Genomic DNA, 24,017 nt, shown 5'->3' with positions numbered 1-24,017 from the left:
GCAAGCGACCGCTTAGTATGCCGTCGGACCCGGTCAGACGAAGCAGTCCCGTGGAGGCCCCGCATGCAGGCATGGCAAGTGCACGAGAACGGCGAGCCGAGTGAGGTGATGCGCCTGGCGGAGGTGGAGCGGCCCGTGCCCGCGGACGGCCAGGTGCTGCTGCGCGTGCGCGCCGCCAACATCAACTTCCCGGACGCGCTGCTGTGCCGGGGCCAGTACCAGGTGCGCCCGCCGCTGCCGTTCACGCCCGGCGTGGAGATCTGCGGCGAGACCGAGGACGGCCGCCGGGTGATCGCCAACCCCGCGCTGCCGTACGGCGGTTTCGCCGAGTACGCCCTCGCCGACGCCCGCGCCCTGCTGCCGGCGCCCGAGGCGCTGGACGACGCCGAGGCCGCAGCCCTGCACATCGGCTACCAGACCGGCTGGTTCGGCCTGCACCGCCGGGCCCGCCTGGAGGCGGGCGAGACCCTGCTGGTGCACGCCGCCGCCGGCGGTGTCGGCAGCGCCGCCGTCCAGCTCGGCAAGGCGGCCGGGGCCAGGGTGATCGGTGTCGTCGGCGGCGCGGACAAGGCCGCCGTGGCCCGCGAGCTGGGCTGCGACGTGGTGGTCGACCGCCGCTCCGAGGACGTGATCACGGCCGTGAAGGAGGCCACCGGCGGCCGGGGCGCCGACGTGATCTACGACCCCGTCGGCGGCGAGGCCTACGCCCAGTCCGCCAAACTCGTCGCGTTCGAGGGCCGGATCGTCGTGGTCGGCTTCGCGAGCGGCACCATCCCCAGCCCGGCCCTCAACCACGCGCTGGTGAAGAACTACTCGATCCTCGGCCTGCACTGGGGCCTGTACAACACCAAGAACCCCAAGCTCATCCTGCGCTGCCACGAGGAACTGACCGAACTGGCCGCCCGGGGCGCGATCAAGCCGCTGGTGAGCGAGCGGGTGCCGCTGGGCGAGGCCGCCGCGGCCGTGCAGAAGGTGGCGGACGGCCGGTCCACCGGCCGGATCGCCGTGGTGATGGAGGGAGCAGCATGACCGACGCCGACGAACTGCGCCGCCGCACACGGGAGTTGCTGGTCCAGCATCCCCCGGCGAGCACTGACCGCCTGGACTTCCTCAGGGCCCGCTTCGACGCCGGCCTCGCCTGGGTGCACTACCCGGAGGGCCTCGGCGGCCTGGGCGCGCCCCGCCACCTCCAGGCCGTCGTGGACGCCGAGCTGGAGGCCGCCGGTGCCCCCGACAATGACGCGCGCCGCAACGGCATCGGACTCGGCATGGCCGCGCCGACCATCCTGAAGTACGGCACGGAGGAGCAGAAGCAGCGCTATCTGCGGCCGCTGTGGACGGGGGAGGAGGTCTGGTGCCAGCTGTTCAGCGAGCCCGGTGCCGGCTCCGACCTGGCCGCGCTCGGCACCCGTGCCGTGCGGGAGGGCGACACCTGGGTCGTCAACGGCCAGAAGGTCTGGACGTCCGGCGCGCACAACGCCCGCTGGGCCATCCTCATCGCCCGCACCGACCCGAGCCTGCCCAAGCACGCCGGCATCACCTACTTCCTCTGCGACATGACCGACCCCGGCGTCGAGGTCCGGCCGCTGCGCCAGATCACCGGCGAGGCCGAGTTCAACGAGGTCTTCCTCACCGACGTCCGCATCCCCGACTCCTGCCGCCTCGGCGAGGTCGGCGACGGCTGGCGGGTCGCCCAGACCACGCTCAACAACGAACGCGTGGCCATCGGCGGCATGCGGCTGCCCCGCGAGGGCGGCATGATCGGCCCGGTGTCGAAGACCTGGCGCGAACGCCCCGAGCTGCGCACCCACGAACTGCACCAGCGCCTGCTGAAGCTGTGGGTCGAGGCCGAGGTCTCCCGCCTCACCGCCGAACGCCTGCGCCAGCAGCTCGTCGCCGGCCAGCCCGGCTACGAGGGCTCCGGCATGAAGCTCGCCTTCGCCCGCCTCAACCAGGAGATCAGCGGCCTGGAGGTCGAACTCCGCGGCGAGGAGGGCCTGTCGTACGACGACTGGACCATGCGCCGCCCCGAGCTGGTCGACTTCACCGGCCGCGACGCCGGCTACCGCTATCTGCGCTCCAAGGGCAACAGCATCGAGGGCGGGACCAGCGAGGTCCTGCTGAACATCGTCGCCGAGCGGGTCCTCGGCCTGCCCGCCGAGCCGCGCACCGACAAGGACGTCGCATGGAAGGACCTGGCCCGATGACAAAAGCGCCGGACCTGCTGTACTCCGAGGAGGAAGAGGCGCTGCGCGCCGCCGTCCGCGACCTCCTCACGGACCACTGCGCGCCGGCGGACGTCATCGCCCGCGTCGAGTCGGACACCCCGCACGACCTAGCCCTGTGGAAGTCCCTCGCCGAGGGCATGGGCCTGGCCGGGCTCCTGGTGCCCGAGGAGCAGGGCGGCCAGGGCGCCTCCGCCCGCGAAGTCGCCGTCGTCCTGGAGGAGTTGGGGCGAGCGGTCGCTCCGGTGCCGTATCTCACCAGCGCGGTCGTGGCCACCGAGGCCCTGCTGGCCTGCGGTGACGAGGAGCTGCTGGGGCAGCTGGCCTCGGGGCGCACCATCGGCGCCCTCGCGGTCGGCCTGCACGCGGCTCCGGGCGCCGCGTTCAAGGCCGTACGACGCGACAACGGCCTCCTGCACGGGGAACTGACCGGGATCGCCGACGCGGCCGTGGCCGACGTCCTGCTCGTCCCGGCCGACGACGGCGGCCTGTACGCCGTGACCGCGGACGCCGCGACCGTCACCCCGCAGATCTCCCTCGACCTGACCCGTCCGCTGGCGACGGTACGGCTGGACGGCGCTCCCGGCCGCCGCGTCGGCGACGCCGAACCCGCCGTACGACGTGCCCTGCGTGCCGCCGCAGGACTGCTCTCCTCCGAGCAACTCGGCGTCGCCGACTGGACGTTGACCGAAACGGTCCGCTATCTGAAGGAGCGCAAGCAGTTCAACCGGCCGGTCGGCGGATTCCAGGCGCTCAAGCACCGGCTCGCCCAGCTGTGGCTGGAGGTCGTCAACCTGCGGGCCGCCGCGCGTGCCGCGGCCGACGCGCTGGCCACCGGTGAGGACACGGACGTCTCGGTCGCCGTCGCGCAGGCGTACGCGTCGCCCGTCGCCGTCCACGCGGCCGAGGAGGCGCTGCAGCTGCACGGCGGCATCGGCATGACCTGGGAGCATCCGATCCACCTGTATCTGAAGCGGGCCAAGGCGGACTCCATCGCCTGTGGCACGGCGGGGGCGCACCGCGAGGCACTGGCCGGGCTGGTGGATCTCCAGGGTCCCTGACCACCGGTGGCCGCAGGTGAACAGAGGACGAACTCCCCTCTGTGCACAGGCAGTTGGCTGTAGAGCGAACGCATACTCCCTTGAGGGTTCCATCCGGCACCTCAAGGGAGTATGCGCATGGCCCTCACCACTCGTCGCAGAGCCCTCACCACCCGTCGCAGAGCCCTCACCACCCTCGGCGCCGCCCTCGCCGGCGCGGTCGCCCTGCCCGCGTCGCAGGCCAGGGCGGGCACCGCACGGCGCGGTCCACACCCGCTGTGGAACGCCCACGCCCACAACGACTACGAGCACCCCAGGCCGCTGTTCGACGCGCTCGACCACCGCTTCAACAGTGTCGAGGCCGACATCTTCCTCGTCGGCGACCAGCTCCTCATCGGACACGACAGCTCCGAACTGGACCCGTCCCGCACCCTCGAATCCCTCTACCTCGACCCGCTCGCCGCCCGGGTCCGGGCGGGCCACGGCTCGGTGTACCGGGGCTGGCGCCGGCCGCTGCAGCTCCTGATCGACATCAAGACCGAGGGCTCCTCGACGTACCTCGAACTCGACCGCCGGCTGCGCCGCTACCCGCACCTGTTCACCCGGTACGCGCACGGCCGCGTGCATCCCCGTCCGGTCACCGCCGTCATCTCCGGCGACCGCGCCGCCCGCATCCCCATGGAGGCGCAACAAGAACGGCGCGCCTTCTACGACGGCCGGCTCACCGACCTCGGCACCGCCGCCCCGGCCACCTTCATCTCGCTGATCAGCGACAACTGGACGCAGAACTTCACCTGGTCGGGCGAGGGCGCGTTCCCCGACGCCGAGCGGCAGAAGCTGCGGAGCATCACCGCCGCCGCGCACGCGCGCGGGCAGCAGGTGCGGTTCTGGGCCACCCCGGACGCCGCGGGCCCGGCCCGCGACGCCCTGTGGGCGGAACTGCTGGCCGCCGGTGTCGACTACCTCAACACCGACGACCTGGCCGGCCTGGAGAACTTCCTCGACACCCACCCCACCGCGTAGAACCACACGTTTGGGGGACACGTCAGCCGACCGGACGAACCCTCCGCTACGCCACACTTGCGGCCGAAACGCCACTCATGGGGTGTGGCGGAGGAGGTTCCTGGTGGTCATTCCCGTCTCTGCGGTCGTGTTGCTCCTGATCCTGGCCGTGATCTTCATTCGCAACTGCTCGCTGAAGATCTCCCACGCCCTGGTCTGCATGCTGCTCGGCTTCTTCCTGGCCGGCACGAGCATGGCGCCCACCATCCACAGCGGGCTCATGACCACCGCCGACCTGGTGAGCAGCCTGCGGCCCTGAGGTCAGCCGGCCGAGAACACCCCGATGCCGTTCGCGACCGCACGCTCGGCACCACCGCTCGGATGGTTGCGGACCGTCACGGCGCTCGCCCCGGTGTCGCGGGTGACCAGCTCCGTCGAGCCGCCGCCGTCGAGGTTGAACGCGTCGGACGCGCCCAGCGAACGCATGGTGGCGGCCTCCTCCGCGACCGTCATACCGGTCCGGTACTGGGCGGCCCCGTCCAGCGCCAGGATCAGCAGCTGCTGTCCGCCGCCCTTGAAGCCCACGACCGTGCGCACCGCCGAGGTGCTGTCGTCCAGGCCGGACAGCGCCTCGCCGTCCCTGAGGACCGGGAAGCCGCCGATCGCGAAGGCGTACGGCACCCGGGACGAGGCCGCCACCAGGGAGTGCGTCACGGTCACCGCATCCCCGACGGAGAGCTTGCGCAGCCGCTGCGCACCCGCCTCACGGCCCACCAGGACCGTGGTGCCCGCCGAAATCGAACCACTGCCCGGAGTGTCGGAGGCGGACACCACCCGGCCGCTCTCCACCCTCACCTCGTAGGTGTCGGTACTGCACGGAGCCGACCGCTGGGTGTCGGTGCCGCAGACGGCACGCATCCGGGAGGCGCTGCCCCAGCGTGCGGTGAAGGCGCCGACAGAGTTCTCCGGGAGCGCGTACTGGTTGAGGCCCCGCAACGGGAACGAGCCCTCCGGCGTGCCCACGCTGCCGGTGAGGGAGAGGCGGTCCAGCCGGGCCCGCCGGTCGGTGCCCACGCCGAGGACGTCCTCCGTGTTCGTGTCCGGCGGCAGCGCGGGACCGAACCGCTGGCCCTGCGGCACCGCCGCCTTGAGGACCTGCCCGTCCGCGATCGCCGGTCCGACGCTCGCTCCGGTGGCCTCCACGCCCGGATGCTGGGTCTCGCTGATGTTGAAGAAGTCACCGTTGACCCCCGCGACCGCCCCGGCCGAGTCCGCCATCCGGGAGACGGTGGCCCGGGCCGCCACCGCGCCCGGGTACAGCAGGTCCACGCGGACGTGCGGATTGGCCAGGTCGACCGTGAGCAGATGGGCGTGTGCCGGGCCCGCAGCCGCGGCGACGTCGAACTGCCGGTAGGTGACACCCGGCGCGATACGTCTGTCGGCCGGTACGGCGCCGGCCGGTGCCGCCCCCGTCAGGGCCGCACCGGCCAGTACACCGAACACCGTGACAACCGTGAGAACCGCTCTGCCCGCTGCCGAACGCCTGCGACGTCTGATCACCGTGCCCCCTGATGCCTCGTCAACTTTCCCTGTTCAAAGGGCAGTGGACCAGAGCGCGGCGACCGCCGGGCCGACTAGGCGTCGACTACGCGAGAACGAGTGAGAAAACGCACCCCCTCGGGTGCCTCCAGCGAGAAGCCGCTGCCCCGTCCGGGGACGACGTCCACGATCAGCCGGGTGTGGCTCCAGGCTCGGTACTGGCTCCGGGACATCCAGAAGGTGACGGGCTCGGCCACGCCGTCCACCGTCAGCTCCGCCAGCAGCACGTCCGAGTCGCCGGTGCGGAACTCGCCGTCCGGGTAGCACATGGGCGCGCTGCCGTCGCAGCAGCCGCCGGACTGGTGGAACATCAGCGGACCGTGGTCGGCGTGCAGCCGCCGCACCAGGTCCGCGGCCTCGGGGGTGAGTTCGACGCGCGGGGTTTCCTCGTCCATGGGGTCACCGTCCTGAAGAGCCGGAGCACGGGTCGTCGGACCCGGCCCAGTCTCACGGATCGTCACCGCCCCGTCCAGAACGCCTCGTCGGCCCCGGCCGGGGCTCAGAGATGGCCGAGTACGTTCACCACCCGGCCATCGGGATCACGCACGAAGAACCGCCGTACGCCCCACTCCTCGTCCGTGAGCGGATACACGATCTCCGCGCCGCGGTCCAGCATCGCCGCGTACGCCGCGTCCACGTCCTCGACCTCGATGCTCAGGTCCGGGGCGACCGGCGCGGTGCGGTCCTCGGTGATCAGACCGAGCTGCGCGGCAGGGTTGTCGGGGGAGGCCAGCGTCATGATCCAGCCGTGGTTCATGACCTCCTCCAGCCCCAGCACTCCGTAGAACTCCGCGCTCTGCGGCAGCGAGGCCGACCGGACGTTGGGCACGACACGGCGTACGTGCATCTTGTGGCTCCGAAGGGCGGTGGGCTGCGGTGGACGGCGACCAGAGTAGTCGGCCGTGCACCTGAGAGGATGGGCTTATGTGCGCTTTCCCCGACCGGTCCGAGCCGCGCCTCGTGCTCGACGGCGAACATCCGCTGTGGGACGAGGCGCTGGCGGCCGTCAACCGGGACCTGGCGGCGACCCTGCCCGATCAGCGTCCGCTGCGTCTGATCGCCTACCCGGGGTACGAGGACCTGGACGAACAGGTCTACGTGGCGCTGTCCAACGGCGAGGCCCACGGCAGCTCCCTGACCCCCGGGCGGTCCGCCGCCGAAGCCCTGATGGCCGTCGCCGACGCCGCCCAGGACACGGTGTCGGAGCGTCTGTGGCGGGCGTGGCCGGTCTGCACCGTCCATGACCTCGGCATGCACCCGCGGGATGCCGACGGCCGGCCGTCCTGGTGGTGCGCCGGTGGCTCGCGCGAGAGCGACCCGGCTCACCTCCGCGCGGCGGTAGGGGAGTTGGACGCGGTTCAGCGCACCCCCCGCCCGAACCGCAAGCGCCGGAAGTCCCGCTGATCCGTCTGGTGCCCGGCCGCCGTACCCGGCCTGCGATCATACTCGGATGCGAGACATCGACGAGCCGGTACGGGGGGCCGATCCGGCAGGGCCGGAACTCCAGCAGGCGTTCGCCGCGAGCGCCGTACCGCTGCGCGTCCTGCCCGCCGACCCCGACGAGGGCCGCCGCTGTCTGCTGCAGCCGCGCGCTCGGTACTGGGGGCGCTGACCCTGCACTGCGGCGGGCTGGTCCTGTGGACGACGGATGGGTACGGGTCTTCGGCGCGCAGTCGGCCGCCGGCGGTCTGCCGAGCCTCGGCCGGGTCAACGCCTTCCCCGCGGAGCCCGACCCCGGCTGGTACCCGGCGGACGGGCTCGTGGTCGGCCACGACGTGCTCGGCGGGGTGTTCTGCCTCAACGGCCGGGACCCGTCCCGCGCCGGCCGCCCGGGAGCGCCCGGGCAGATGACGTACTGCGCGCCAGACACCCTGCAGTGGGAGGCGCTGGCAGGGAATCGCCGTCTTTCCGCCTCTGTGGACGTGGCCCGGGTGATGACCTCGCTCGGCGCGCCCGCCGCCGGCCCCGGGATCGCGAGCAGCCCCGTGAGCAGCCAGAACAGGATGCCGACGAGGTTCACCGTGATCGCCCGCCACGGGCTCGTGCCCATCAGCACCAGCGCGCCGCCGACGACCAGGCTGAGGTGGTTCACGTTGGCGGGGGCCCACACCGAGAACAGCTCGCGGGGGCGCCCGCGCCGCTCGGAGTCGGGGATGTGGTCGATGCCGTGCGCCTCGATGCAGCGGCCCGCTCGGGAGCCCGGTCATGTCGGTGTTCTTCCCGTCCGCCGCCATGCGGTGCGCGTGTGCGTCGGGGATCGGGTCGCTCAGCGGCGGGCACGCCCTTCGCGGCGGGCGCGGCGCGCCTCGAACAGCAGGGGCAGCATCGACAGGACGACGACCACGGCGACCAGCGGCAGCAGATAGTCGTCGATGTGCGGGACCGACGTACCGAGGGTGTAACCGGCGAGGACGAGCAGCTGAGACCACAGCACCCCGCCCACGGTCTGCCAGACCGTGAAGGTCCGCACGGGCACCCCGAGCACACCGGCCACGGGGTGCAGCACCGTCCGCAGCAACGGCACGAACCGGCCGATGACCAGCGCCTTCCCGCGTCCGTACCGGGCCAGCAGTTCCTCGGCCCGGACGGCCGCCGCCTTCACCCGCCGACTGGAGGTGCGGGCCAGCAGCGCCCGCCCCCCGTGCCGCCCGATCAGGTACCCGACCTGCCCGCCGGCCACCGCCCCGACCGCCGCGCACAGCAGCACCTGCCACAACGCAAGGCGGGGTGCCTGGTCCGCGCTGCCGGCGCACAGCACACCGGCCGGGAACAGCAGGGTGTCACCGGGCAGGAAGAAACCGACGACCAGGAGACCGGACTCCGCGAAGATCACCACCAGGACGCCGATCGCGCCGAAGGCGGCCAGCACCGAGGCACTGTTCAACGGATTGACGGCTGTCACCTGGCCGCGCCTCCCGGCCTGCTCGCAGGGCTACTCGCTCACCAGCATCGCCCGGCCACCGCGAAAACGCCCGCCCCAGCCCGTATCCATATCCCTTCCCTGCCCTTGCCCCTGCCCCTGCCCCTGCCCCTGCCCCTGCCCTTGGCCGGTCTGGACGCTCGTCAGGATGTCCAGCCGGCCGGCCTGGAGCGCGGCGAGCCGCCCGACCGCTTCGACCTGCTCATGGTCCGACCGGCGTCTGCTGCACCGCTGGGCCGGAGAGCTCGGGATCGCGCCGCGGGTGACGTTGGAGACCGAGGACCTGCACAGCATGCTTGCCATGATCCGGGCGGACCTCGCGGTGGGCCTGATCCCGGCCACGCTCCTCGGAGCAGGACACGACGCCGGAGTCGAGAGGGTGGTCCTGCCATCCGGCGTCGCGCCGCTTCACCGGGAGATGCTCGCCGTCAGCAGACCCGGTGCCCGCTCCCCGCTCATCGACGAGCTGGTCACGTTCCTGGCCGGTGCCGTGGACAGCGCGCAGTCGTCAGGGGGCGCACAGTCCGGTGATCACGTAGCGACCTGGTCAAGGCATGCAAACAGGTCCTCTGGTCTCTCGGCAGGCGTCCGGTCAGGCGCCCTTTGTCGTGGTCTAGAAGAAACCGAGCTTCTTCGGTGAGTAGGACACGAGCAGGTTCTTCGTCTGCTGGTAGTGCTCCAGCATCATCTTGTGCGTCTCACGGCCGATCCCGGACTGCTTGTAGCCGCCGAACGCCGCGTGCGCCGGGTAGGCGTGGTAGCAGTTGGTCCACACCCGGCCCGCCTGGATCGCGCGGCCCGCGCGGTAGGCCGTGTTGGCGTCCCGGGTCCACACGCCCGCACCGAGGCCGTACAGCGTGTCGTTGGCGATCTTGATGGCGTCGTCGAAGTCGTCGAAGGAGGCCACGGAGACGACCGGGCCGAAGATCTCCTCCTGGAAGATCCGCATGCGGTTGTCGCCCTCGAAGATGGTCGGCTGGACGTAGTAGCCGCCCTTGAGCTCGCCGTCGTACTCGACGCGCTCGCCGCCCGTGAGGACCTTCGCGCCCTCCTGCCGGCCGATGTCCAGGTAGGAGAGGATCTTCTCCAGCTGGTCGTTGGAGGCCTGGGCGCCGATCATCGTGTCGGTGTCGAGCGGGTGGCCCGGCTTGATCCGCCGGGTGCGTTCGACCGCCGCCTGGAGGAACTCCGCGTAGTGACCGCGCTGGATCAGCGCCCGCGACGGGCAGGTGCAGACCTCGCCCTGGTTGAGCGCGAACATGGTGAAGCCCTCGAGCGCCTTGTCGCGGAAGTCGTCGTCCTGCGCCCACACGTCGTCGAAGAAGATGTTGGGCGACTTGCCGCCGAGCTCGAGGGTGACGGGCTTGATGTTCTCGGAGGCGTACTGCATGATCAGCCGCCCCGTCGTGGTCTCCCCGGTGAACGCCACCTTCGCCACGCGTGGGCTGGACGCCAGCGGCTTGCCCGCCTCCACGCCGAAGCCGTTGACGATGTTCAGTACGCCGGGCGGCAGCAGGTCCGCGATCAGGCCCACCCAGTAGTGGATCGAGGCCGGCGTCTGCTCGGCGGGCTTGAGGACGACCGCGTTGCCCGCGGCGAGCGCCGGCGCGAGCTTCCACGCCGCCATGAGAATCGGGAAGTTCCACGGGATGATCTGCGCGACGACCCCGAGCGGCTCGTGGAAGTGGTACGCCACCGTGTCGTCGTCGATCTCGCTGAGCGACCCCTCCTGTGCCCGGATCGCGCCCGCGAAGTAACGGAAGTGGTCGATCGCCAGCGGGATGTCGGCCGCCAGCGTCTCGCGGACCGGCTTGCCGTTCTCCCAGCTCTCCGCCACCGCGAGGGCTTCGAGGTTGGCCGCCATGCGGTCGGCGATCTTCAGCAGGATGTCGCCGCGCTCCGCCACCGGCGTACGGCCCCACGCCGGCGCGGCCTCGTGCGCCGCGTCCAGCGCCCGCTCCACGTCCTCCGCGGTGCCGCGCGCGATCTCGGTGAACGGCTGTCCGTTGACCGGCGACGGATTCTCGAAGTACTGCCCGCGCAACGGCTGCACGTATTCCCCGCCGATGAAGTGGTCGTAGCGCGCCTGGTAGGAGACGATCGCGCCCTCGGTGCCCGGCGCCGCGTAACGAGTCATGCTGGTCTGCCTCCCGGTGCAGCGCTGCCCGCCGTTGGGCAGCTCTCGGGCGCGAGGCTAGGCGGGCGGACGTTGCAACCACGTTGCGCCACGGGCCCGCCCCGGCGTCCGGCCGACCGGTGCCGTCAGCTCGGCCTCCAGCGCGGCGAGCCGGGACCGCACCGGCGCCGTGGGCCGCACCGCGGCCAGCGCCCGCCACACCTCGAGGTCGTCCTCGCCCCACGGCGCGTGCGCCCAGTCCGCCAGCAGGTCAGGGTCGCGGTGCGCGATGAGTGCCATGCGCAAGTCGGCGGCGAGGCGGTCCCGCAGCCGTACGATCGCCGGCGCCTGCGAACCGGGCAGCAGCGGACCGGTGTACGCCTCCGCCGCCGCCGTGACCGCGCCCGCCCGCAGCCGCCGCTCCACCACGGTCACGTCCGACTCGACCGCGGCCGCCAGCCGGTACGGCCGCGAGGCGAGCAGGTCGGGGCCCAACAGCCTTCGCAGCCTGGCCAGTTCGGCACGCAGGGTCACCGGCGTCACCGACTCGTCCGCGTACAGCGCGCACAGCAGCTCGTCACCGCTCAGGCCCTCGGGATGCCGGGCCAGCAGCACGAGGATCTCGCTGTGCCGGCGGCTGAGCCGGATCCGGTTGCCGTCCAGGACGAACTCGGCCTCGTCCCGTCCCAGCGCGCCGAGCAGCGGTGTGTCCACCGTGGTCCCGGGCGGGTCGAGCAGCGCGAGCTGCGCCTCCGCGGCCCGCGCCACCGCCTGCACGAACCCGAGGCTGTGCGGATGCGCCAGCCCGTCCCCGCCGGTGATGTCCACGGCGCCCAGGACCTGCCCCGTGCGCGGATCGTGCACCGGTGCCGCCGCACACGTCCACGGCTGGACCCGCCGTATGAAGTGCTCCGCGGCGAACACCTGCACCGGCCGGTCCACGGCGACCGCGGTCCCCGGCGCGTTCGTACCGACCGCGCTCTCCGACCAGCGCGCCCCCGGTACGAAGTTCATCCCGTCCGCCCGGCGCCGGGTCACGGGGTGTCCCTCGACCCACAACAGCCTGCCGTGCGCGTCGCACACCGCCAGCAGATGCTCGCCGTCGGCCGCGAACGTGCCGAGCAGCTCCCGGAACAGCGGCATCACCCTGGCCAGCGGGTGCTCCGCCCGGTACGCGCCGAGGTCGCCGTCGGTCAGCTCCACGCTGGCGGTGCCGTCCGGTCCGACACCGGCCCGCGCGCTGCGCCGCCACGACTCCGCCACCACCGACCGCACCGGGCGCGGCACCGCGCCCACCGTGGTGAACGTCTCGTGCGCCCGGCGCAGCACACGGATCCGCTCGGCGGGATCGGCCCCCGGCTCCAGGGCCACCCACGGATCGGTCAACTCGGCCTCCCCGACGGTTCAGCGGTGATGGGCGATGTCGGTCCCAGCGACCATCGTCTTCCGGCTAGGCGAAGTTGACCAGTCTCAGGTAGCGGACCCAGTCCCAGTTCGGACCCGGATCGGTGTGATCGGTGCCGGGCACCTGGTAGTGGCCGATGATGTGCTCCCTGTCCTTCGGGATGCCGTACGTGTCGCAGATCGCCGCCGTGAGCTTGGCCGACTCCTCGTACAGGGCGTTGGTGAAGTAGGCCGGCTGGTCCACCCACCCTTCGTGCTCGATGCCGATGCTGCGGGTGTTGTAGTCCCAGTTGCCCGCGTGCCAGGCGATGTCGGCCTCGTGCACACACTGCGCGACGTGCCCGTCCGCCGAGCGGACCAGATAGTGCACGGACACCTTCTTCTCCGGATTTTCGAAGATCGCCAGCGCGTTGGCGTACGTCTCCTGCGTGACGTGGATGATCACGCGGTCGATGGCGTAGCTGCCGGGGCGGTCGGACGCGGTGTAGTTGGAGGGGCTCGCCGGCTGCCACTCGGCGGGCGGGTAGTCGACGGACGCGGTCTGCGCACCGGCGCGTGGGTCGGGGAGCAGCGCGTAGGGGACGGCGGCGAGTGCCGCGCCCTTCAGCAGCCGTCGTCTGCTCAGGCGCGGCGTGGCCTCGCTCGCCGGTTGCTCCGGCTCAGTGCGCTGTGCAGATCCGGCCGGGTCCATCTCCATGTCCATCGGCGGGTGCCTTTCGGAGGTGTGGGGGGCGTCAGGAGTTGTGGGTGTGGGGGCGGGGGGCGTCACCAGTCGCGAGCGCGTCTTCGGTACGTGGTCGGTGTCAGCCCCGCAGGGCCCGCGCGGTTTCCCGCAGCCGCGCGTGCACACCCCGGTACGTCTCGCGGGCCGGCAGCCACTCCTTGCGGAGCTTGGCCACGCACGTGTAGTTCGTGTCGCACACGTTGGCCAACGGCGATTCCACCGCCTGGGTTGCGAATTGGTACGCGTCCGGCTCACTGAACCCGTAGTCGCGCGCCAGCCACTGCACCAGGTCCAGCTGCGATATCCGGAACGCGTCCTCCAGCGGGCGGGCCGAGCCGGTCGAGATGATGTGGGTGTCCGACTCCAGCCGGGGCCACGGTGTGGCGACATCCTTGAGGAGCTCGACGACCACCACGGTGTTCATCGCGCACTCCACGGCCACGCCGCAGGTCTCGCCCTCGCCCTGCCGGGCGTGGCCGTCGCCGAGGCTGAGCAGGGCGCCCTCGACGTTGACGCCCAGGTAGCAGGTGACGCCGGCCCGCATCTCGGGTGTGTCCATGTTCCCGCCGTGCGCGTCCGGCACCAGGGCCGAGCGCACCTCGAGATTGGCGGGGGCCACGCCCACCGTGCCGTGCATCGGATCCATGGGCAGCTCCACCTGGATGTCGCTGTCCTGTGCCTGGAAGAGGGCGGTGCGCCGTGCGCGGTCCAGCTGCCAGATCCAGACGCGTTCTGGCAGCGGGGGCTGCAGCGTGGCCGTGGTGTGCGTGGAGGTGAGCGCGCCGAAGAGCGGGACAGTGGTCGACGCCGCCCAGTCGCGGGCCGGTTCGATCGACACGAAGTGCACGGCCACCGTGTCGCCCGGCTCGGCGCCCTCGATGTGGAAGGGGCCGGTCTGCGGATTCAGGAACGGGAACTCGCAGACTTCGGAGACGAGGTCCTTCTCGGAGCGCACCCGGCCGGCGAAGCAGTCCTCCGTGTACAGGTCGAGAACCGTGCCGGGCGCGATCCGCGCCACGGGCGGCGCGCCGCCGAACGTCCAGGCGTATGAGTCCGGTTCCGGGCGCACGGTGAGGATCCGGGGGTCGGTCATCGTGGAGATGGTCCCTTCTGAGGGAAGAGGGTCCGGCAGGTCAGCGGGGCACGGTCCCGTCCTGGCGGGGACCGGCCGCGTCGTACGTGTCGAGGTGCACCCGAGCCGTCTCGGCTATGCGCTCGGGGTGACGCCGTATCAGCAGGAGCAGCACCAGCACGCCGGCCGCCATCCAGACGCCGACGATCGGGCCGGCGTAGGAGACCGGGGCCGTCAGTTCGGTGACGAAGTCGAAGACCGGGAGGCCGGCGGCCGTCAGCAGGGCGGGGACGAAGGCCGCGATACCGAGCACCGGGAACAGCAGATGCCGTACCGGCTTGAGGACGGCCCGGCCGGCCCGCAGGAAGTAGCCGGCGCAGGCCAGGTTCACGACGATGTAGACACCGACGACGACCGTGACGATCACTGTGGCGAGCAGCAGGAACGCGGTCACGGGGTCGTAGCCGAAACCGAGTCCCAGGACCGCCCCCACCGCCACCAGGGTCTGCAGCGCGATACCGGCCACGGGGGAGCGGTGCCGGGGGTGGAGTGTGGCGAGCAGGCGGGGCAGGACCCGGATACGGGCCAGGGCGAAGGCCGTACGGGTCGAGACGTTGGCGCACGCGTTGGCGTTGGCGATCGTGGAGTTGATCACCGCGAGGAAGACCAGTACCCAGAAGAGACCGAAGGAGGCCCGGGCTACGCCGTCCCAGGAGGCGCCGCCCGAGGCACCGAACTTCGCGAAGCGGTCCGGGCCGAAGTAGACGGTCATCGCATACGTCGTGATCACATAGAACAGGCCGATGCCCAGGGCCGCCCCGAGGACCGCGCGGTGCATCGTCCGCCGGGGGTCGCGTGTCTCCTCGGCGAGGGGGGCCGCGGCCTCGAACCCCGCGAACGCCAGCACCGTGTACACGGACCCGGCGAACACGCCACTGATCCCCGCGTGGCCGTCGGCGGTGTGCGAAGTGCCGAACACCGACAGGGTGTTGGCGTCGCCCGCCTTGCCGATGAGCAGGACGGCGAACACCAGGAAGACGAGGATCTCGAAGACGCCGAGGACGGTGCCGAAACGGGCCGAGGCGCGGACCCCCAGGTAACCGGCGACGGCGATCACGCCGGCGCCCGCCAGGGACCACGGCCACCACAGGTCCGCCGGACATGAGGACCACTCCTCGTGCAGCGTGCCCGCCGCCGTGAAGCCCAGTTGGAGGAGCAGCAGCGGGGGGACCAGCATCTCCACGAAGACGTAACCCCAGCCGACGAGGAACCCGACGGCGGGGTGCAGCCCCCGGGCCGCATACGTGGTCACCGAGCCGGCGGCCGGCAGCTCCCGGGCCAGCTCGGCCACGCACGACGCCGTGAACAGACAGGCCACCAGGGCGATCAGCACCGCCAGCGGCAGGCTGCCGCCCGCGAAGGCGGCACCGGCCGGGATCGACGCGGCCACGGCGGCCGCCGGCGCCATCGCCGTGACGCTCTGGAACAACACCTCGCGCAGCCCGACGGCGTCACGCCGCAGCGCCCCGGTCGTCTCCTCGTGCATGTGTGTCCCCCGATGCCTGTCAGCCCACTGCCACCCGACGCCTGTGTGTGAAATGCCGTCAACGGTTCGGCACCCGGCGGCCTTGACGGTCCGCCGGCCCGTGCCTCGCGTGAATCACGGTACGGCGCGGGCGGGTTGGGCAGAAGTGCGCACACCGCATCCGTGGAGAGGCCTCCACTTGTGGAAAACCCCGCCACCCGTTCGGGTGAACACCGGCAGCCGCGCCGTCTCGATTTCGGGCGGCTCGGGAGCTCCCGGCGACTCGGTCGGGGACGTCAGGAACGTTCCGCCGCCACCGCCGGATCGTCCAGTACGCCCCGGACGACCGAGTGCGCGGCGCCCAGCAGCGGGCCCTCGGGGCCCAGTCGGGACACCGCCACCGGGCAGGGCGGGCCCGCCCTGCGGCTCGTCAGCTCCGTCTCCAGGGACGGCAGCAGCCAGGGGGAGAGACCGGCCAGGGCACCGCCCAGGACCACGGCCTCGGGGTCGAGCAGGTTCACTGCCCCGGTGAGGGCGATGCCGAGCGCCGTACCCGCCTCCCGCAGGGCTGCCCGTACGTTCTCGTCGCCCTGCTCGGCGCGCTCCGCGAGCAGGCCCACCAGGTCCTCGCGCGGCTCCAGCCCCGCCGCGCGCAGTACCGCCTCCTCGCCCGCGTACTGCTCCAGGCAGCCCCGGCCGCCGCACGGACAGGGCGGTCCGTCCGGCCGCACCGGCACGTGACCCAGCTCGCCCGCGAAGCCGCGGGTGCCGCGCAGCAGTCCGCCGTCCACGACGACCGCGGCGCCGATGCCGATCTCGGCCGACACGTGCAGGAAATCGCGCGGGGTGCCGTCGCCCAGCCACAGCTCGGCGAGCGCACCGAAGTTGGCCTCGTTGTCCACGGTCAGCGGCCACAGGCCGGGCAGCAGCGCGCCGAGGTCGGTGTCGTGCCAGTCGAGGTTCGGGGCGCGTACGACCGTACGGCCGTCCCGCGCCACCAGTCCGGGCACGGCGACCGCGAGCCCGGCGGGCCAGAGCGCCTCCCGCTCCGCCTCGGCGACGACCCGGCGCACCAGCTCGGTCAGTTCCTCGACCACCGGTGCGGGCGCCCGGCCCCGGTTCGCCCCGTGCCGCACGGCCCGTGCCCGGACCTCGCCGCGCAGATCGACCGCGCACACCGCGAGGTGGTCGACGCCGATCTCGGCGCCGATGCCCGCCGGACCGCGACCGCTCACCGCGAGCGCCGACCCGGGCCGCCCCACCCGGCCCGGCCGCTCCGGGCCCAGCTCCTCCAGCAGACCCCACCGGATCAGCTCGTCCACCAGCGTCGACACGGCCGCCCGGGTCAGCCCGATGCGCGAGGCGACCGCGGCCCGCGACAGCGAGCCCTCCGCGCTGACGGCGTGCAGCACGCGGGCCAGATTGCGCCGGCGCATGCCCTGCTGGGTGTCCGGCAGGGCGCGGCCGGCGCCCGGCGGGCGGGCTTCGTGCAGCGGTGCGGTCATGCCTGAAGTCAGTCCTCGGTGTCTGCCGCCCGGCTCATGCGCGCGGGGTGGTCTGCGTCCCCCGCTCCAGCAGCGGGGCCGCGTCGGAGAGTACCCCGGTGATCCGCTCCAGCGTCCCCTGGTCGCGCTCCACGGCGTCCAGAACCGGGCCCGCGGCCGTGTTCCAGCGGCGGGCCACCGCGGCCGGATCCTCGCCGGTGAGCAGGCCCGCGGCCTGAGCCGCGGCTCCGAGGGCCACCAGTTCCCGGGCTTCGGGAACCTGGACCGGCCGCCCGGACAGCCGCCGTACCGTCTGCTGCCAGGCCGTCCCGCGCGCTCCGCCGCCGATCAGCAGCAGGGGGGTGCTGCGGTCCGCGTCCTCGTCGAGGACCAGGTCCAGCGCGCCCAGCAGCGCGTGCACGGCGCCGTCGTACGCGGCCTGCAGCAGCTGCCCGGCGGTCGTGTCGTGGCGCAGGCCGTGCAGCAGACCGGAGGCGTGCGGCAGGTTGGGGGTGCGCTCGCCGTCGAGGTACGGCAGCAGGGTCACGGAGCCGCCCGGCGCCACCGCCTCGCGGTCCAGGCTCAGCAGCGCCGCGACGCGGTCCACAGCGAGCGTGCAGTTGAGGGTGCAGGCCAGGGGCAGCCAGTCCCCGTGCGCGTCGGCGAACCCCGCCACCGTGCCGGTCGGATCGGCCGGGCGGCGCCTGGAGACGGCGTACACCGTGCCGGACGTGCCGAGGCTGAGCACCGGCGTGCCGGGCCGCAGGCCGAGACCGAGCGCCGCCGCCGCGTTGTCGCCCGTGCCGGGAGCGACCAGCGTGCCCTTGGAGAACGGCAGGTCGTGGCTGTCGCGCACGGTGCCGGCCACTTCTCCCGGCCGCACCACCCGGGGCAGCAGCGCCGGGTCGAGACCGACGTGGGCGAGGGTCTCCGCGTCGTACCTCTCCGTGCCGGACGCCCACCAGCCGGTGCCGGAGGCATCGCCGCGGTCGGTGGTGCCCTGCCCGGTCAGGCGCTCGGTGAGGTAGTCGTGCGGGAGCCGCACCGCCTTGGTCGCACGGACCGACTCCGGCTCGTGCTCGGCCAGCCACGCCCACTTGGTGACCGTGAAGGACGCGCCGGGCACGCTGCCCGTGCGCTCCGCCCAGGCCTTCGGCCCGCCCAGTTCCTCCACCAGACGGCGGGCCTGCGGTGCCGAGCGCACGTCGTTCCACAGCAGCGCCGGACGCACCGGCTCGCCCCGCTCGTCCAGGGTGACCAGGCCGTGCTGCTGGCCGCCGATCGACACGGCGGCCGCCTCGTGGGCCGCGTCACCGCACTGGCGCAATGCCTCGCACAGCGCGTCCCACCACTGACGCGGGTCGCTCTCGCGGCCCGCGCCCGAGGACACGGTGTGCGGTGCCTGGCCGCTCGCCACCACCTGGCCGGTGGCCGCGTCGACGACCAGTGCCTTCGTGGACTGGGTGGATGTGTCCACGCCGACGACGAGCGGACCCTCGGCTGCTGACATCGGGCTCTCCCTTTTCCGCGACGTTCCGCGACTTCGGTGACTTTCCACGACTCCGCGGGACAAAGACATCTTGTCTCTTCCCAGAGGCGCGAGCGCATACTAATTTGTAAACGGCCATGACGAAATAGTCGCAACGCAGCAAGGAGCCGCGGCATGAGCTTCCAGCCCACCCCCGAGGACAGGTTCACCTTCGGCCTGTGGACAGTCGGCTGGCAGGGAAGGGATCCGTTCGGCGACGCCACCCGCCGCGCCCTGGACCCGGTCGAGACGGTGCAGCGCCTGGCCGAGCTCGGCGCCCACGGGGTGACCTTCCACGACGACGACCTGATCCCGTTCGGGTCGTCGGAGACCGAGCGCGAGTCGCACATCAAGCGGTTCCGCCAAGCCCTGGACGCCACCGGCATGACCGTGCCGATGGCCACCACGAACCTGTTCACGCACCCCGTCTTCAAGGACGGCGCGTTCACCGCCAACGACCGCGACGTGCGCCGCTACGCGCTGCGCAAGACGATCCGCAACATCGACCTGGCGGTCGAACTGGGCGCGAAGACCTATGTCGCCTGGGGCGGCCGCGAGGGGGCGGAGTCCGGCGCCGCCAAGGACGTGCGCGTGGCGCTGGACCGGATGAAGGAGGCCTTCGACCTGCTCGGCGAGTACGTCACCGCCCAGGGCTACGACATCCGCTTCGCCATCGAGCCCAAGCCGAACGAGCCGCGCGGCGACATCCTGCTGCCCACCGTCGGCCACGCGCTGGCCTTCATCGAGCGCCTGGAGCGACCCGAGCTGTACGGCGTGAACCCGGAGGTCGGCCACGAGCAGATGGCCGGACTGAACTTCCCGCACGGCATCGCGCAGGCCCTGTGGGCGGGCAAGCTGTTCCACATCGATCTCAACGGCCAGTCGGGCATCAAGTACGACCAGGACCTGCGGTTCGGTGCCGGTGACCTGCGCGCGGCGTTCTGGCTGGTGGACCTGCTGGAGAGCGCCGGCTACCAGGGGCCACGGCACTTCGACTTCAAGCCGCCGCGGACCGAGGACCTCGACGGCGTATGGGCCTCGGCGGCGGGCTGCATGCGCAACTACCTCATCCTCAAGGAGCGTGCCGCGGCCTTCCGCGCCGACCCGGAGGTCCAGCAGGCGCTGCGGGACTCGCGCCTGGACGAGCTGTCCCAGCCCACCGCGGCCGACGGACTGCAGGCCCTGCTCGGCGACCGCACCGCCTTCGAGGACTTCGACGTAGAGGCGGCCGCCGCGCGCGGCATGGCGTTCGAGCGTCTCGACCAGCTCGCCATGGACCACCTGTTGGGGGCGCGCGGCTGAGCGCCGGAAAGGCCGGGGCGGCACGCCGCCGTCCCGGCCCTCTGTCAGTCCGTTTTCCGGACTGTCCAGCCCAGGGGCGTCACAGCCCCTCGGGCAGCCGGATGTACACGACGGTCGTCTTGATCCCGCTGTCGACCAGTCGGCCCTGCGCGTCGAAGGCGCCGGCGCCGTCGGTCATCCCGAAGTCGTTGTCGTTGATGAGGGCGAGCGTGTCGTGGTCCACGCGCGCGATGCCCTCGATCTTCTGCTGTACGCCGTCGACCTTGTTGAGATCGACCACGAGCCGCTTGGCCGGCACCGGCACGCCGGCGGCCGCCGGATCGTCCAGCTGCTCCAGGGACGGCGAGGTCGTGTCGTCATCCCAGGGGCCGCCCAGAATGCTCGACTCGCGCCCCAGCCGGATCAGTTGGAGCCGCGCCGCCTTGTCCGTGCGCTCCTCGACGAGCAGCCGGTCGCCGCCCACTGCGACGATCGAGGAGATCTTGAGTTCGGAGGTGTCGTCCTCGCTCGGGTCGACCACGTTCACCGGGTCGAACCGGTAGGCGTACTCGGCGGTGACGGCGTTCTCGCGCGGTGAGAAGCGCAGCAGCCGGGTGGTGCGCGAGGCGTTCCCGGCGTTCGCGTCCGGCAGCGACAGCGGGCTCTGCAGAGCCATCACCAGGTCACCGTCGGGAAGCTGCGCCAGCCCCTCGAAACCGCGGTTGATCTTGCGGTGCAGGAAGATCGACGGCAGCGCCTCCACCACCGGGTAGTCGGCGCCCGTCAGGCCGAGCCCCTTGGGTACGTACCGGGTGAGCACCTCCCCGCGCGCGGAGACGTGGATCAGCGAGGGGCCGTACTCGTCGACGAGCCAGAACGTCCCGTCGGGGGCGCGCACGATGCCCTCGGTGTCGAGCCCGTTCGGGTTGTACGAGAGCGGCGTCTTCGCGTCGTAGGTGTACGGCGCCTCGTCGCGGCCCTGCTGATCGGGCAGCCCGGTGACGGCCTTTCCTCCTGAGGTGGTCAGTGGGATCGCGTCGATGACCTGAACCGTGTCTCCGCAGACCCGGATCTTCACGATCGCGGGGTCGAATCCCGGGACCGGGAAGGTGCGGCGCTTCTTGCCGTCCACCTTGATCTGGCCGTTGGGGCCGCGGTCGGTCACCGTCCAGTACTCGCCCTTGCGGCCCGCCGGGTAGATGTCACTGCCGATGCCGCCGAGCTTCACTCCGTGGTCGTCGTCGACGCTTCCGGGCAGCAGTGCGTTGCTGAACGCGCCGAGCGGGATCTCGCCGAGCGTCGCCTTGGAGATGACGCGGGCGTCCCGGGACGGCGCCGCCGTAGCCGTTCCCGCGGCCACGAGAGCGGCCGCCAGGGCCAGCGGCAGGCCCGTTGCGATGAAACGGTGGACGCGGCGCCGGCCGGCATCGTGCGGGGGCATCTGGCCTCCTGGGGGCAAGTTCGTTGACAGCGGCCAGAGTTGGGCCCCATGAGGAACGGCGCACGACCGCGGGGTGAACGACCGGCGTCGGCCGTTCATCGGATCGCGGCGGTCACGCGGTGACCGACCGTCAGAGCCCTTTTGTGTCCTCCGACTCGGACCCGAGCCGTGCCGCCTCCAGTACCGTCGCCGGATCGCGGCCCGTCCTGCCCGCAGGAATCCAGTGACCCGCTTCGTTGCGACACGGCCGCTGCGGCTCGGGCGCCGCGTGGGTGCGGCCACCGGTAACCGCCTCGGCCGCCGGGAGCGGGGGAGTACGTCGGCGATCGCGTCGAGGCACGCGCGCAGCGGCCGCTCCGGGTCCGGGAGGCGGGTCGCCTCGGGGCGCGAGCGGTACCGCATGGGCCTCCGGGGGGCATGGCGGCGGCGAGTTCGCGCACCAGCTTCCCGTCCCGTGCGGACAGCGGGCCACCGCGCCAGGCGTCGTGGTCGTCGGCTGAGAGCGCATCGCGATGTCCACGGCGTACGACCGCGTCGAGCCGGTCCGTACGTCCGCAATCCTGCTGCCCGTGCACCGCGCCCCGCCGTTGATCACACACACGCGCGCGTGCACTGTGCCAAGGGCATTGCTCGGCCGCCTTCTGGGGCGTCACCTGCCAACTGGCTCTGCGTCACCTGCCAGTTCGGAGCGCGGAGGGTGGTGCCATGGGAATGGTCTGCACACCTCTGCCGCACTCCTCACATTTGACTACCGAGGTCGGAGTCGCCGGTTGTAACAGCACGCCGAAGGCGGCCCCGGCATGCCGGCGTCGTGATCCGAGCCACTTCACAATCTGTTCGAGTGGTGGCCAGCGGTCGTGGCACTCGCGGGCCCGGGGCGCGGAGTGCTATCACGGTCTTGTCCGGCGCGGGTGAGGCCGCGCGTCGAGCCATGAAGGCAGCGAGCCACGAGGGCAGTGAGCCACGAGGGCAGTGAGCCACGAGGGCAGTGAGCCCCATCCACTAGGGGTGGGCCTCAGGGATGTCTCAGGGGCGGGCTCGGGAACCGCGGGGAGCGGGGGGCCGTTCTCGGAGCAGAGAGCGGCAGTGGCCGTGAAGGAGGCGACGCTCATGTCGAACAATGCGAAGATCGCCGTAGGGGGTGTGGCGGTCGGGCTGCTCCTGCTGATCTGGCTGCCCTGGTGGGTGGCGTTCCTGGTCGTGGTCGGGGTTCCGGTGGCCGCGTATCTGGCGCTGGACCCCTCACAGCGGCGCAGGCTCCGCAGGGTCACGCGCAAGGAACTCGGCCGCTGACGGGACCGGGGGTGCCGCCGGGAGGCACGCGGAGATGACTGCGGGGACTGCGCGGGCCTCTGGGGCGCGTCCGGCTCTCGGGGGCGCACCTGGCCCTCGCGGCAGCGCCGGGCGCGTGCCTGGCGGCATCGCACCGCGCGGGGCCACCAGGGCTCGGCGTCGGCCATACGGCCGCCGTCGCGGAACACGCGGGATGGGCGGCGGTCCCGGCCCCGAGACCGCCGTACCCGGCCCGAGACCGGTGGTGCAGGCCCCGTAGCCACTGAGCCGTGCGGTCGTCGTCCGGTCTCGGGTGGTGGCAGGATCGTCCTCCGGCCCCGGACGGCGAGCTTGCCGTCGCTCATTGCCCCGCGAACGGCGACCGTGTGCGCGTCCGGCAACAGGCGGCAGGCCGTAGGAGGCCCGGCATCGGGCGGTGGGTCCCAGGCGCGCCCCGCCTCGCGTGCCGGCCCCGGCCCCGGCGCCGTCCGGCCTCAGATGGGCCGTACGGCCATCTTGTCGAGTGCCTCCAGCAAACCGGGCAGCTCGGGGCCCCGGCCCACCGGCAGGACCTCGCCGGGCTCCTCGTCGAGCAGGACGAAGGCGATGTCGTCGGTGCGGGCCACCATCGACCAGCCGGGGCCGTCGGCGCGCAGCGTACGCGCGTCACCGGGGGCGAACGACGAGCGCACCCGGCCGAGTGGCGGCGGTGAGTCGACATAGGCGCGTGCCTCCGCGAGCACCCGCCTGATCCCTTGGTGGCCGCTCTGCGGCACGTCCTGCGTGCCCTGTGGCCACGACTCCGCGACCTTCTCCGGCTCGCCCGGCTTCTCCTGCCGATCCGGATTCCCCTGCCCGCCCGGTGCGGAGAATTCCTCGTCGTTGATCTGCTCCCGCCACGTCGCCCACTGCAGGGCTATCTCGTCGGCGCCCAGGCGGCGCTGGGCCGGTCCCCAGAAACTGGTGTCCGGCGGGCTCAGCGCAGGCCGGTCCGCCATCTCGGGATCGGGGTCGTGCGGGGCGGGGACGCCCGGAGCCGCGACAGCGACGGCCAGCGGCCAGCCCGGCAGGGCGGCCACCACCGCGCGTTCGTCCGGGGACAGCTCGTACTCCATGCCGCAGTCCCAGGACGCGATCGCCACGGCGACCAGCGAGACGTCGTCGATCACGACCGTCCAGCGCGCACCGTCGCCGTCCTGGCCCAGCACCAGGCCGTACCCGTCGGCGAGCGGCGCGAGTCCCAGCGCCGCGCACGCCTCTGGATAGTCGTCGCCCAGAACGCTCGGAAACTGCGCCGGCGTCAGCAGCACCGCCGTCAGCACGTACAGCGCATCGTCCGCGGCGGCGACGGCCTCATCGTCGGCTCCGGCCATCCCTGCCTCCC

24 protein-coding genes and 2 pseudogenes are annotated in these 24,017 nt (G+C 72.4%); 11 read left to right on the top strand and 15 right to left on the bottom strand.

Features of this window, described 5'->3' with window-relative positions:
* Positions 1–63 precede the first annotated feature (63 nt).
* The 5 genes from ACWDEN_RS16730 (at position 64) to ACWDEN_RS16710 (ending at position 4,586) form a co-directional block, all read left to right on the top strand.
* The gene (locus ACWDEN_RS16730; protein ID WP_351607764.1) at positions 64–1,029 is read left to right on the top strand and encodes an NADPH:quinone oxidoreductase family protein; all 966 of its coding nucleotides are present in this window, start codon (positions 64–66) and stop codon (positions 1,027–1,029) included.
* The gene (locus ACWDEN_RS16725) at positions 1,026–2,207 is read left to right on the top strand and encodes an acyl-CoA dehydrogenase family protein (protein WP_351607761.1); all 1,182 of its coding nucleotides are present in this window, start codon (positions 1,026–1,028) and stop codon (positions 2,205–2,207) included. The genes ACWDEN_RS16730 and ACWDEN_RS16725 overlap by 4 nt, the downstream gene beginning before the upstream one ends.
* Positions 2,204–3,286, top strand: a complete 1,083-nt coding sequence (locus tag ACWDEN_RS16720) for an acyl-CoA dehydrogenase family protein (RefSeq protein WP_351607758.1) — start codon at positions 2,204–2,206, stop codon at positions 3,284–3,286. The genes ACWDEN_RS16725 and ACWDEN_RS16720 overlap by 4 nt, the downstream gene beginning before the upstream one ends.
* 117 nt (positions 3,287–3,403) lie before the next feature.
* Positions 3,404–4,288 carry a phosphatidylinositol-specific phospholipase C/glycerophosphodiester phosphodiesterase family protein gene (locus tag ACWDEN_RS16715; RefSeq protein WP_351607755.1) on the top strand — a complete coding sequence of 295 codons (885 nt, stop codon included), beginning with the start codon at positions 3,404–3,406 and terminating at the stop codon, positions 4,286–4,288.
* A gap of 103 nt (positions 4,289–4,391) precedes the next feature.
* Positions 4,392–4,586 (top strand): hypothetical protein, encoded by a 195-nt coding sequence (locus ACWDEN_RS16710; RefSeq protein WP_055708577.1) that lies wholly within the window; start codon positions 4,392–4,394, stop codon positions 4,584–4,586.
* A 2-nt stretch (positions 4,587–4,588) separates the two neighbouring features.
* On the opposite strand, the gene ACWDEN_RS16705 is transcribed toward ACWDEN_RS16710, so the two are convergent.
* The 3 genes from ACWDEN_RS16705 to ACWDEN_RS16695 all read right to left on the bottom strand — a co-directional run bounded on the left by ACWDEN_RS16705 (position 4,589) and on the right by ACWDEN_RS16695 (position 6,713).
* Positions 4,589–5,770 carry a phosphodiester glycosidase family protein gene (locus ACWDEN_RS16705; protein WP_351607754.1) on the bottom strand — a complete coding sequence of 394 codons (1,182 nt, stop codon included), beginning with the start codon at positions 5,768–5,770 and terminating at the stop codon, positions 4,589–4,591.
* Positions 5,771–5,901: 131 nt separating this feature from the next.
* Positions 5,902–6,261, bottom strand: a complete 360-nt coding sequence (locus ACWDEN_RS16700) for a DUF779 domain-containing protein (RefSeq protein WP_351607752.1) — start codon at positions 6,259–6,261, stop codon at positions 5,902–5,904.
* Positions 6,262–6,365: 104 nt separating this feature from the next.
* Positions 6,366–6,713 carry a VOC family protein gene (locus tag ACWDEN_RS16695; RefSeq protein WP_351607749.1) on the bottom strand — a complete coding sequence of 116 codons (348 nt, stop codon included), beginning with the start codon at positions 6,711–6,713 and terminating at the stop codon, positions 6,366–6,368.
* Positions 6,714–6,790: 77 nt separating this feature from the next.
* Between ACWDEN_RS16695 and ACWDEN_RS16690 the strand changes: the two genes are divergently transcribed.
* The 3 genes and pseudogenes from ACWDEN_RS16690 to ACWDEN_RS16680 form a co-directional block, all read left to right on the top strand.
* Positions 6,791–7,270 carry a hypothetical protein gene (locus ACWDEN_RS16690; protein ID WP_450859511.1) on the top strand — a complete coding sequence of 160 codons (480 nt, stop codon included), beginning with the start codon at positions 6,791–6,793 and terminating at the stop codon, positions 7,268–7,270.
* Positions 7,271–7,316: 46 nt separating this feature from the next.
* Positions 7,317–7,478, top strand: coding sequence for a hypothetical protein (locus ACWDEN_RS16685; RefSeq protein WP_450859510.1), 162 nt, complete (start codon positions 7,317–7,319; stop codon positions 7,476–7,478).
* A 25-nt stretch (positions 7,479–7,503) separates the two neighbouring features.
* A pseudogene (locus tag ACWDEN_RS16680) lies at positions 7,504–7,695 on the top strand (DUF2625 family protein); the annotation flags it as partial.
* Between the two features lie 95 nt (positions 7,696–7,790).
* Here the strand turns inward: ACWDEN_RS16680 and ACWDEN_RS16675 are convergent.
* The 3 genes and pseudogenes from ACWDEN_RS16675 to ACWDEN_RS16665 form a co-directional block, all read right to left on the bottom strand.
* Positions 7,791–8,069: pseudogene (locus ACWDEN_RS16675) on the bottom strand (cytosine permease); the annotation flags it as partial.
* Between the two features lie 63 nt (positions 8,070–8,132).
* Positions 8,133–8,768, bottom strand: a complete 636-nt coding sequence (locus ACWDEN_RS16670) for a DedA family protein (RefSeq protein WP_351607737.1) — start codon at positions 8,766–8,768, stop codon at positions 8,133–8,135.
* Between the two features lie 30 nt (positions 8,769–8,798).
* The gene (locus ACWDEN_RS16665; protein WP_450859585.1) at positions 8,799–9,089 is read right to left on the bottom strand and encodes a hypothetical protein; all 291 of its coding nucleotides are present in this window, start codon (positions 9,087–9,089) and stop codon (positions 8,799–8,801) included.
* Between ACWDEN_RS16665 and ACWDEN_RS16660 the strand changes: the two genes are divergently transcribed.
* Positions 9,049–9,426 (top strand): hypothetical protein, encoded by a 378-nt coding sequence (locus ACWDEN_RS16660; RefSeq protein ID WP_450859509.1) that lies wholly within the window; start codon positions 9,049–9,051, stop codon positions 9,424–9,426. The genes ACWDEN_RS16665 and ACWDEN_RS16660 overlap by 41 nt on opposite strands.
* On the opposite strand, the gene adh is transcribed toward ACWDEN_RS16660, so the two are convergent.
* The 7 genes from adh to xylB all read right to left on the bottom strand — a co-directional run bounded on the left by adh (position 9,400) and on the right by xylB (position 18,621).
* Positions 9,400–10,923 carry an aldehyde dehydrogenase gene (gene adh / locus ACWDEN_RS16655; protein WP_450859508.1) on the bottom strand — a complete coding sequence of 508 codons (1,524 nt, stop codon included), beginning with the start codon at positions 10,921–10,923 and terminating at the stop codon, positions 9,400–9,402. The two genes, ACWDEN_RS16660 and adh, sit on opposite strands and share 27 nt — an antisense overlap.
* Positions 10,924–10,980: 57 nt before the next feature.
* Positions 10,981–12,288 (bottom strand): GAF domain-containing protein, encoded by a 1,308-nt coding sequence (locus ACWDEN_RS16650; protein WP_450859507.1) that lies wholly within the window; start codon positions 12,286–12,288, stop codon positions 10,981–10,983.
* 64 nt (positions 12,289–12,352) lie between these two features.
* On the bottom strand, positions 12,353–12,997 hold the full coding sequence (locus tag ACWDEN_RS16645) for an N-acetylmuramoyl-L-alanine amidase (protein WP_351607896.1): 645 nt from the start codon (positions 12,995–12,997) through the stop codon (positions 12,353–12,355).
* 112 nt (positions 12,998–13,109) lie between these two features.
* Positions 13,110–14,123, bottom strand: a complete 1,014-nt coding sequence (locus ACWDEN_RS16640) for an acetamidase/formamidase family protein (RefSeq protein WP_351607729.1) — start codon at positions 14,121–14,123, stop codon at positions 13,110–13,112.
* 40 nt (positions 14,124–14,163) lie between these two features.
* Positions 14,164–15,648 (bottom strand): APC family permease, encoded by a 1,485-nt coding sequence (locus tag ACWDEN_RS16635; RefSeq protein WP_351607728.1) that lies wholly within the window; start codon positions 15,646–15,648, stop codon positions 14,164–14,166.
* Between the two features lie 275 nt (positions 15,649–15,923).
* Positions 15,924–17,132, bottom strand: a complete 1,209-nt coding sequence (locus ACWDEN_RS16630) for an ROK family transcriptional regulator (protein ID WP_351607725.1) — start codon at positions 17,130–17,132, stop codon at positions 15,924–15,926.
* Between the two features lie 34 nt (positions 17,133–17,166).
* Positions 17,167–18,621 (bottom strand): xylulokinase, encoded by a 1,455-nt coding sequence (xylB, locus tag ACWDEN_RS16625; RefSeq protein ID WP_351607723.1) that lies wholly within the window; start codon positions 18,619–18,621, stop codon positions 17,167–17,169.
* 153 nt (positions 18,622–18,774) lie between these two features.
* Between xylB and xylA the strand changes: the two genes are divergently transcribed.
* Positions 18,775–19,941 (top strand): xylose isomerase, encoded by a 1,167-nt coding sequence (gene xylA / locus ACWDEN_RS16620; RefSeq protein ID WP_351607721.1) that lies wholly within the window; start codon positions 18,775–18,777, stop codon positions 19,939–19,941.
* A 79-nt stretch (positions 19,942–20,020) separates the two neighbouring features.
* Here xylA and ACWDEN_RS16615 read toward each other — a convergent pair whose 3' ends face one another.
* Positions 20,021–21,361: an esterase-like activity of phytase family protein gene (locus tag ACWDEN_RS16615; RefSeq protein ID WP_450859506.1), complete on the bottom strand. Its 1,341-nt coding sequence runs from the start codon at positions 21,359–21,361 to the stop codon at positions 20,021–20,023.
* 1,110 nt (positions 21,362–22,471) lie between these two features.
* On the opposite strand from ACWDEN_RS16615, the gene ACWDEN_RS16610 reads away from it, so the two are divergent.
* Entirely contained in the window at positions 22,472–22,654 is a 183-nt protein-coding gene (locus ACWDEN_RS16610) for a hypothetical protein (RefSeq protein ID WP_351607715.1), read from the top strand.
* Positions 22,655–23,127: 473 nt separating this feature from the next.
* On the opposite strand, the gene ACWDEN_RS16605 is transcribed toward ACWDEN_RS16610, so the two are convergent.
* Positions 23,128–24,006 carry a hypothetical protein gene (locus ACWDEN_RS16605; protein WP_450859505.1) on the bottom strand — a complete coding sequence of 293 codons (879 nt, stop codon included), beginning with the start codon at positions 24,004–24,006 and terminating at the stop codon, positions 23,128–23,130.
* Positions 24,007–24,017: the final 11 nt, after the last annotated feature.

It is taken from the genome of Streptomyces sp. NPDC001153 (assembly GCF_053598315.1).
Note: the sequence above shows the minus strand (reverse complement) of the source record. Positions and strands in the feature narration are given on the sequence as shown.

Coding starts and splice junctions, on each gene's coding strand:
- ACWDEN_RS16700 (WP_351607752.1), bottom strand. CDS start 6,261: ATGGACGAGGAAACCCCGCGCGTCGAACTCACCCCCGAGGCCGCGGAC.
- ACWDEN_RS16720 (WP_351607758.1), top strand. CDS start 2,204: ATGACAAAAGCGCCGGACCTGCTGTACTCCGAGGAGGAAGAGGCGCTG.
- adh (WP_450859508.1), bottom strand. CDS start 10,923: ATGACTCGTTACGCGGCGCCGGGCACCGAGGGCGCGATCGTCTCCTAC.
- ACWDEN_RS16730 (WP_351607764.1), top strand. CDS start 64: ATGCAGGCATGGCAAGTGCACGAGAACGGCGAGCCGAGTGAGGTGATG.
- ACWDEN_RS16630 (WP_351607725.1), bottom strand. CDS start 17,132: ATGACCGCACCGCTGCACGAAGCCCGCCCGCCGGGCGCCGGCCGCGCC.
- ACWDEN_RS16725 (WP_351607761.1), top strand. CDS start 1,026: ATGACCGACGCCGACGAACTGCGCCGCCGCACACGGGAGTTGCTGGTC.
- ACWDEN_RS16715 (WP_351607755.1), top strand. CDS start 3,404: ATGGCCCTCACCACTCGTCGCAGAGCCCTCACCACCCGTCGCAGAGCC.
- ACWDEN_RS16605 (WP_450859505.1), bottom strand. CDS start 24,006: ATGGCCGGAGCCGACGATGAGGCCGTCGCCGCCGCGGACGATGCGCTG.
- ACWDEN_RS16640 (WP_351607729.1), bottom strand. CDS start 14,123: ATGACCGACCCCCGGATCCTCACCGTGCGCCCGGAACCGGACTCATAC.
- xylB (WP_351607723.1), bottom strand. CDS start 18,621: ATGTCAGCAGCCGAGGGTCCGCTCGTCGTCGGCGTGGACACATCCACC.
- ACWDEN_RS16645 (WP_351607896.1), bottom strand. CDS start 12,997: ATGGACCCGGCCGGATCTGCACAGCGCACTGAGCCGGAGCAACCGGCG.
- ACWDEN_RS16690 (WP_450859511.1), top strand. CDS start 6,791: ATGTGCGCTTTCCCCGACCGGTCCGAGCCGCGCCTCGTGCTCGACGGC.
- ACWDEN_RS16665 (WP_450859585.1), bottom strand. CDS start 9,089: ATGGCAAGCATGCTGTGCAGGTCCTCGGTCTCCAACGTCACCCGCGGC.
- ACWDEN_RS16610 (WP_351607715.1), top strand. CDS start 22,472: ATGTCGAACAATGCGAAGATCGCCGTAGGGGGTGTGGCGGTCGGGCTG.
- ACWDEN_RS16615 (WP_450859506.1), bottom strand. CDS start 21,361: ATGCCCCCGCACGATGCCGGCCGGCGCCGCGTCCACCGTTTCATCGCA.
- ACWDEN_RS16685 (WP_450859510.1), top strand. CDS start 7,317: ATGCGAGACATCGACGAGCCGGTACGGGGGGCCGATCCGGCAGGGCCG.
- ACWDEN_RS16695 (WP_351607749.1), bottom strand. CDS start 6,713: ATGCACGTACGCCGTGTCGTGCCCAACGTCCGGTCGGCCTCGCTGCCG.
- xylA (WP_351607721.1), top strand. CDS start 18,775: ATGAGCTTCCAGCCCACCCCCGAGGACAGGTTCACCTTCGGCCTGTGG.
- ACWDEN_RS16635 (WP_351607728.1), bottom strand. CDS start 15,648: ATGCACGAGGAGACGACCGGGGCGCTGCGGCGTGACGCCGTCGGGCTG.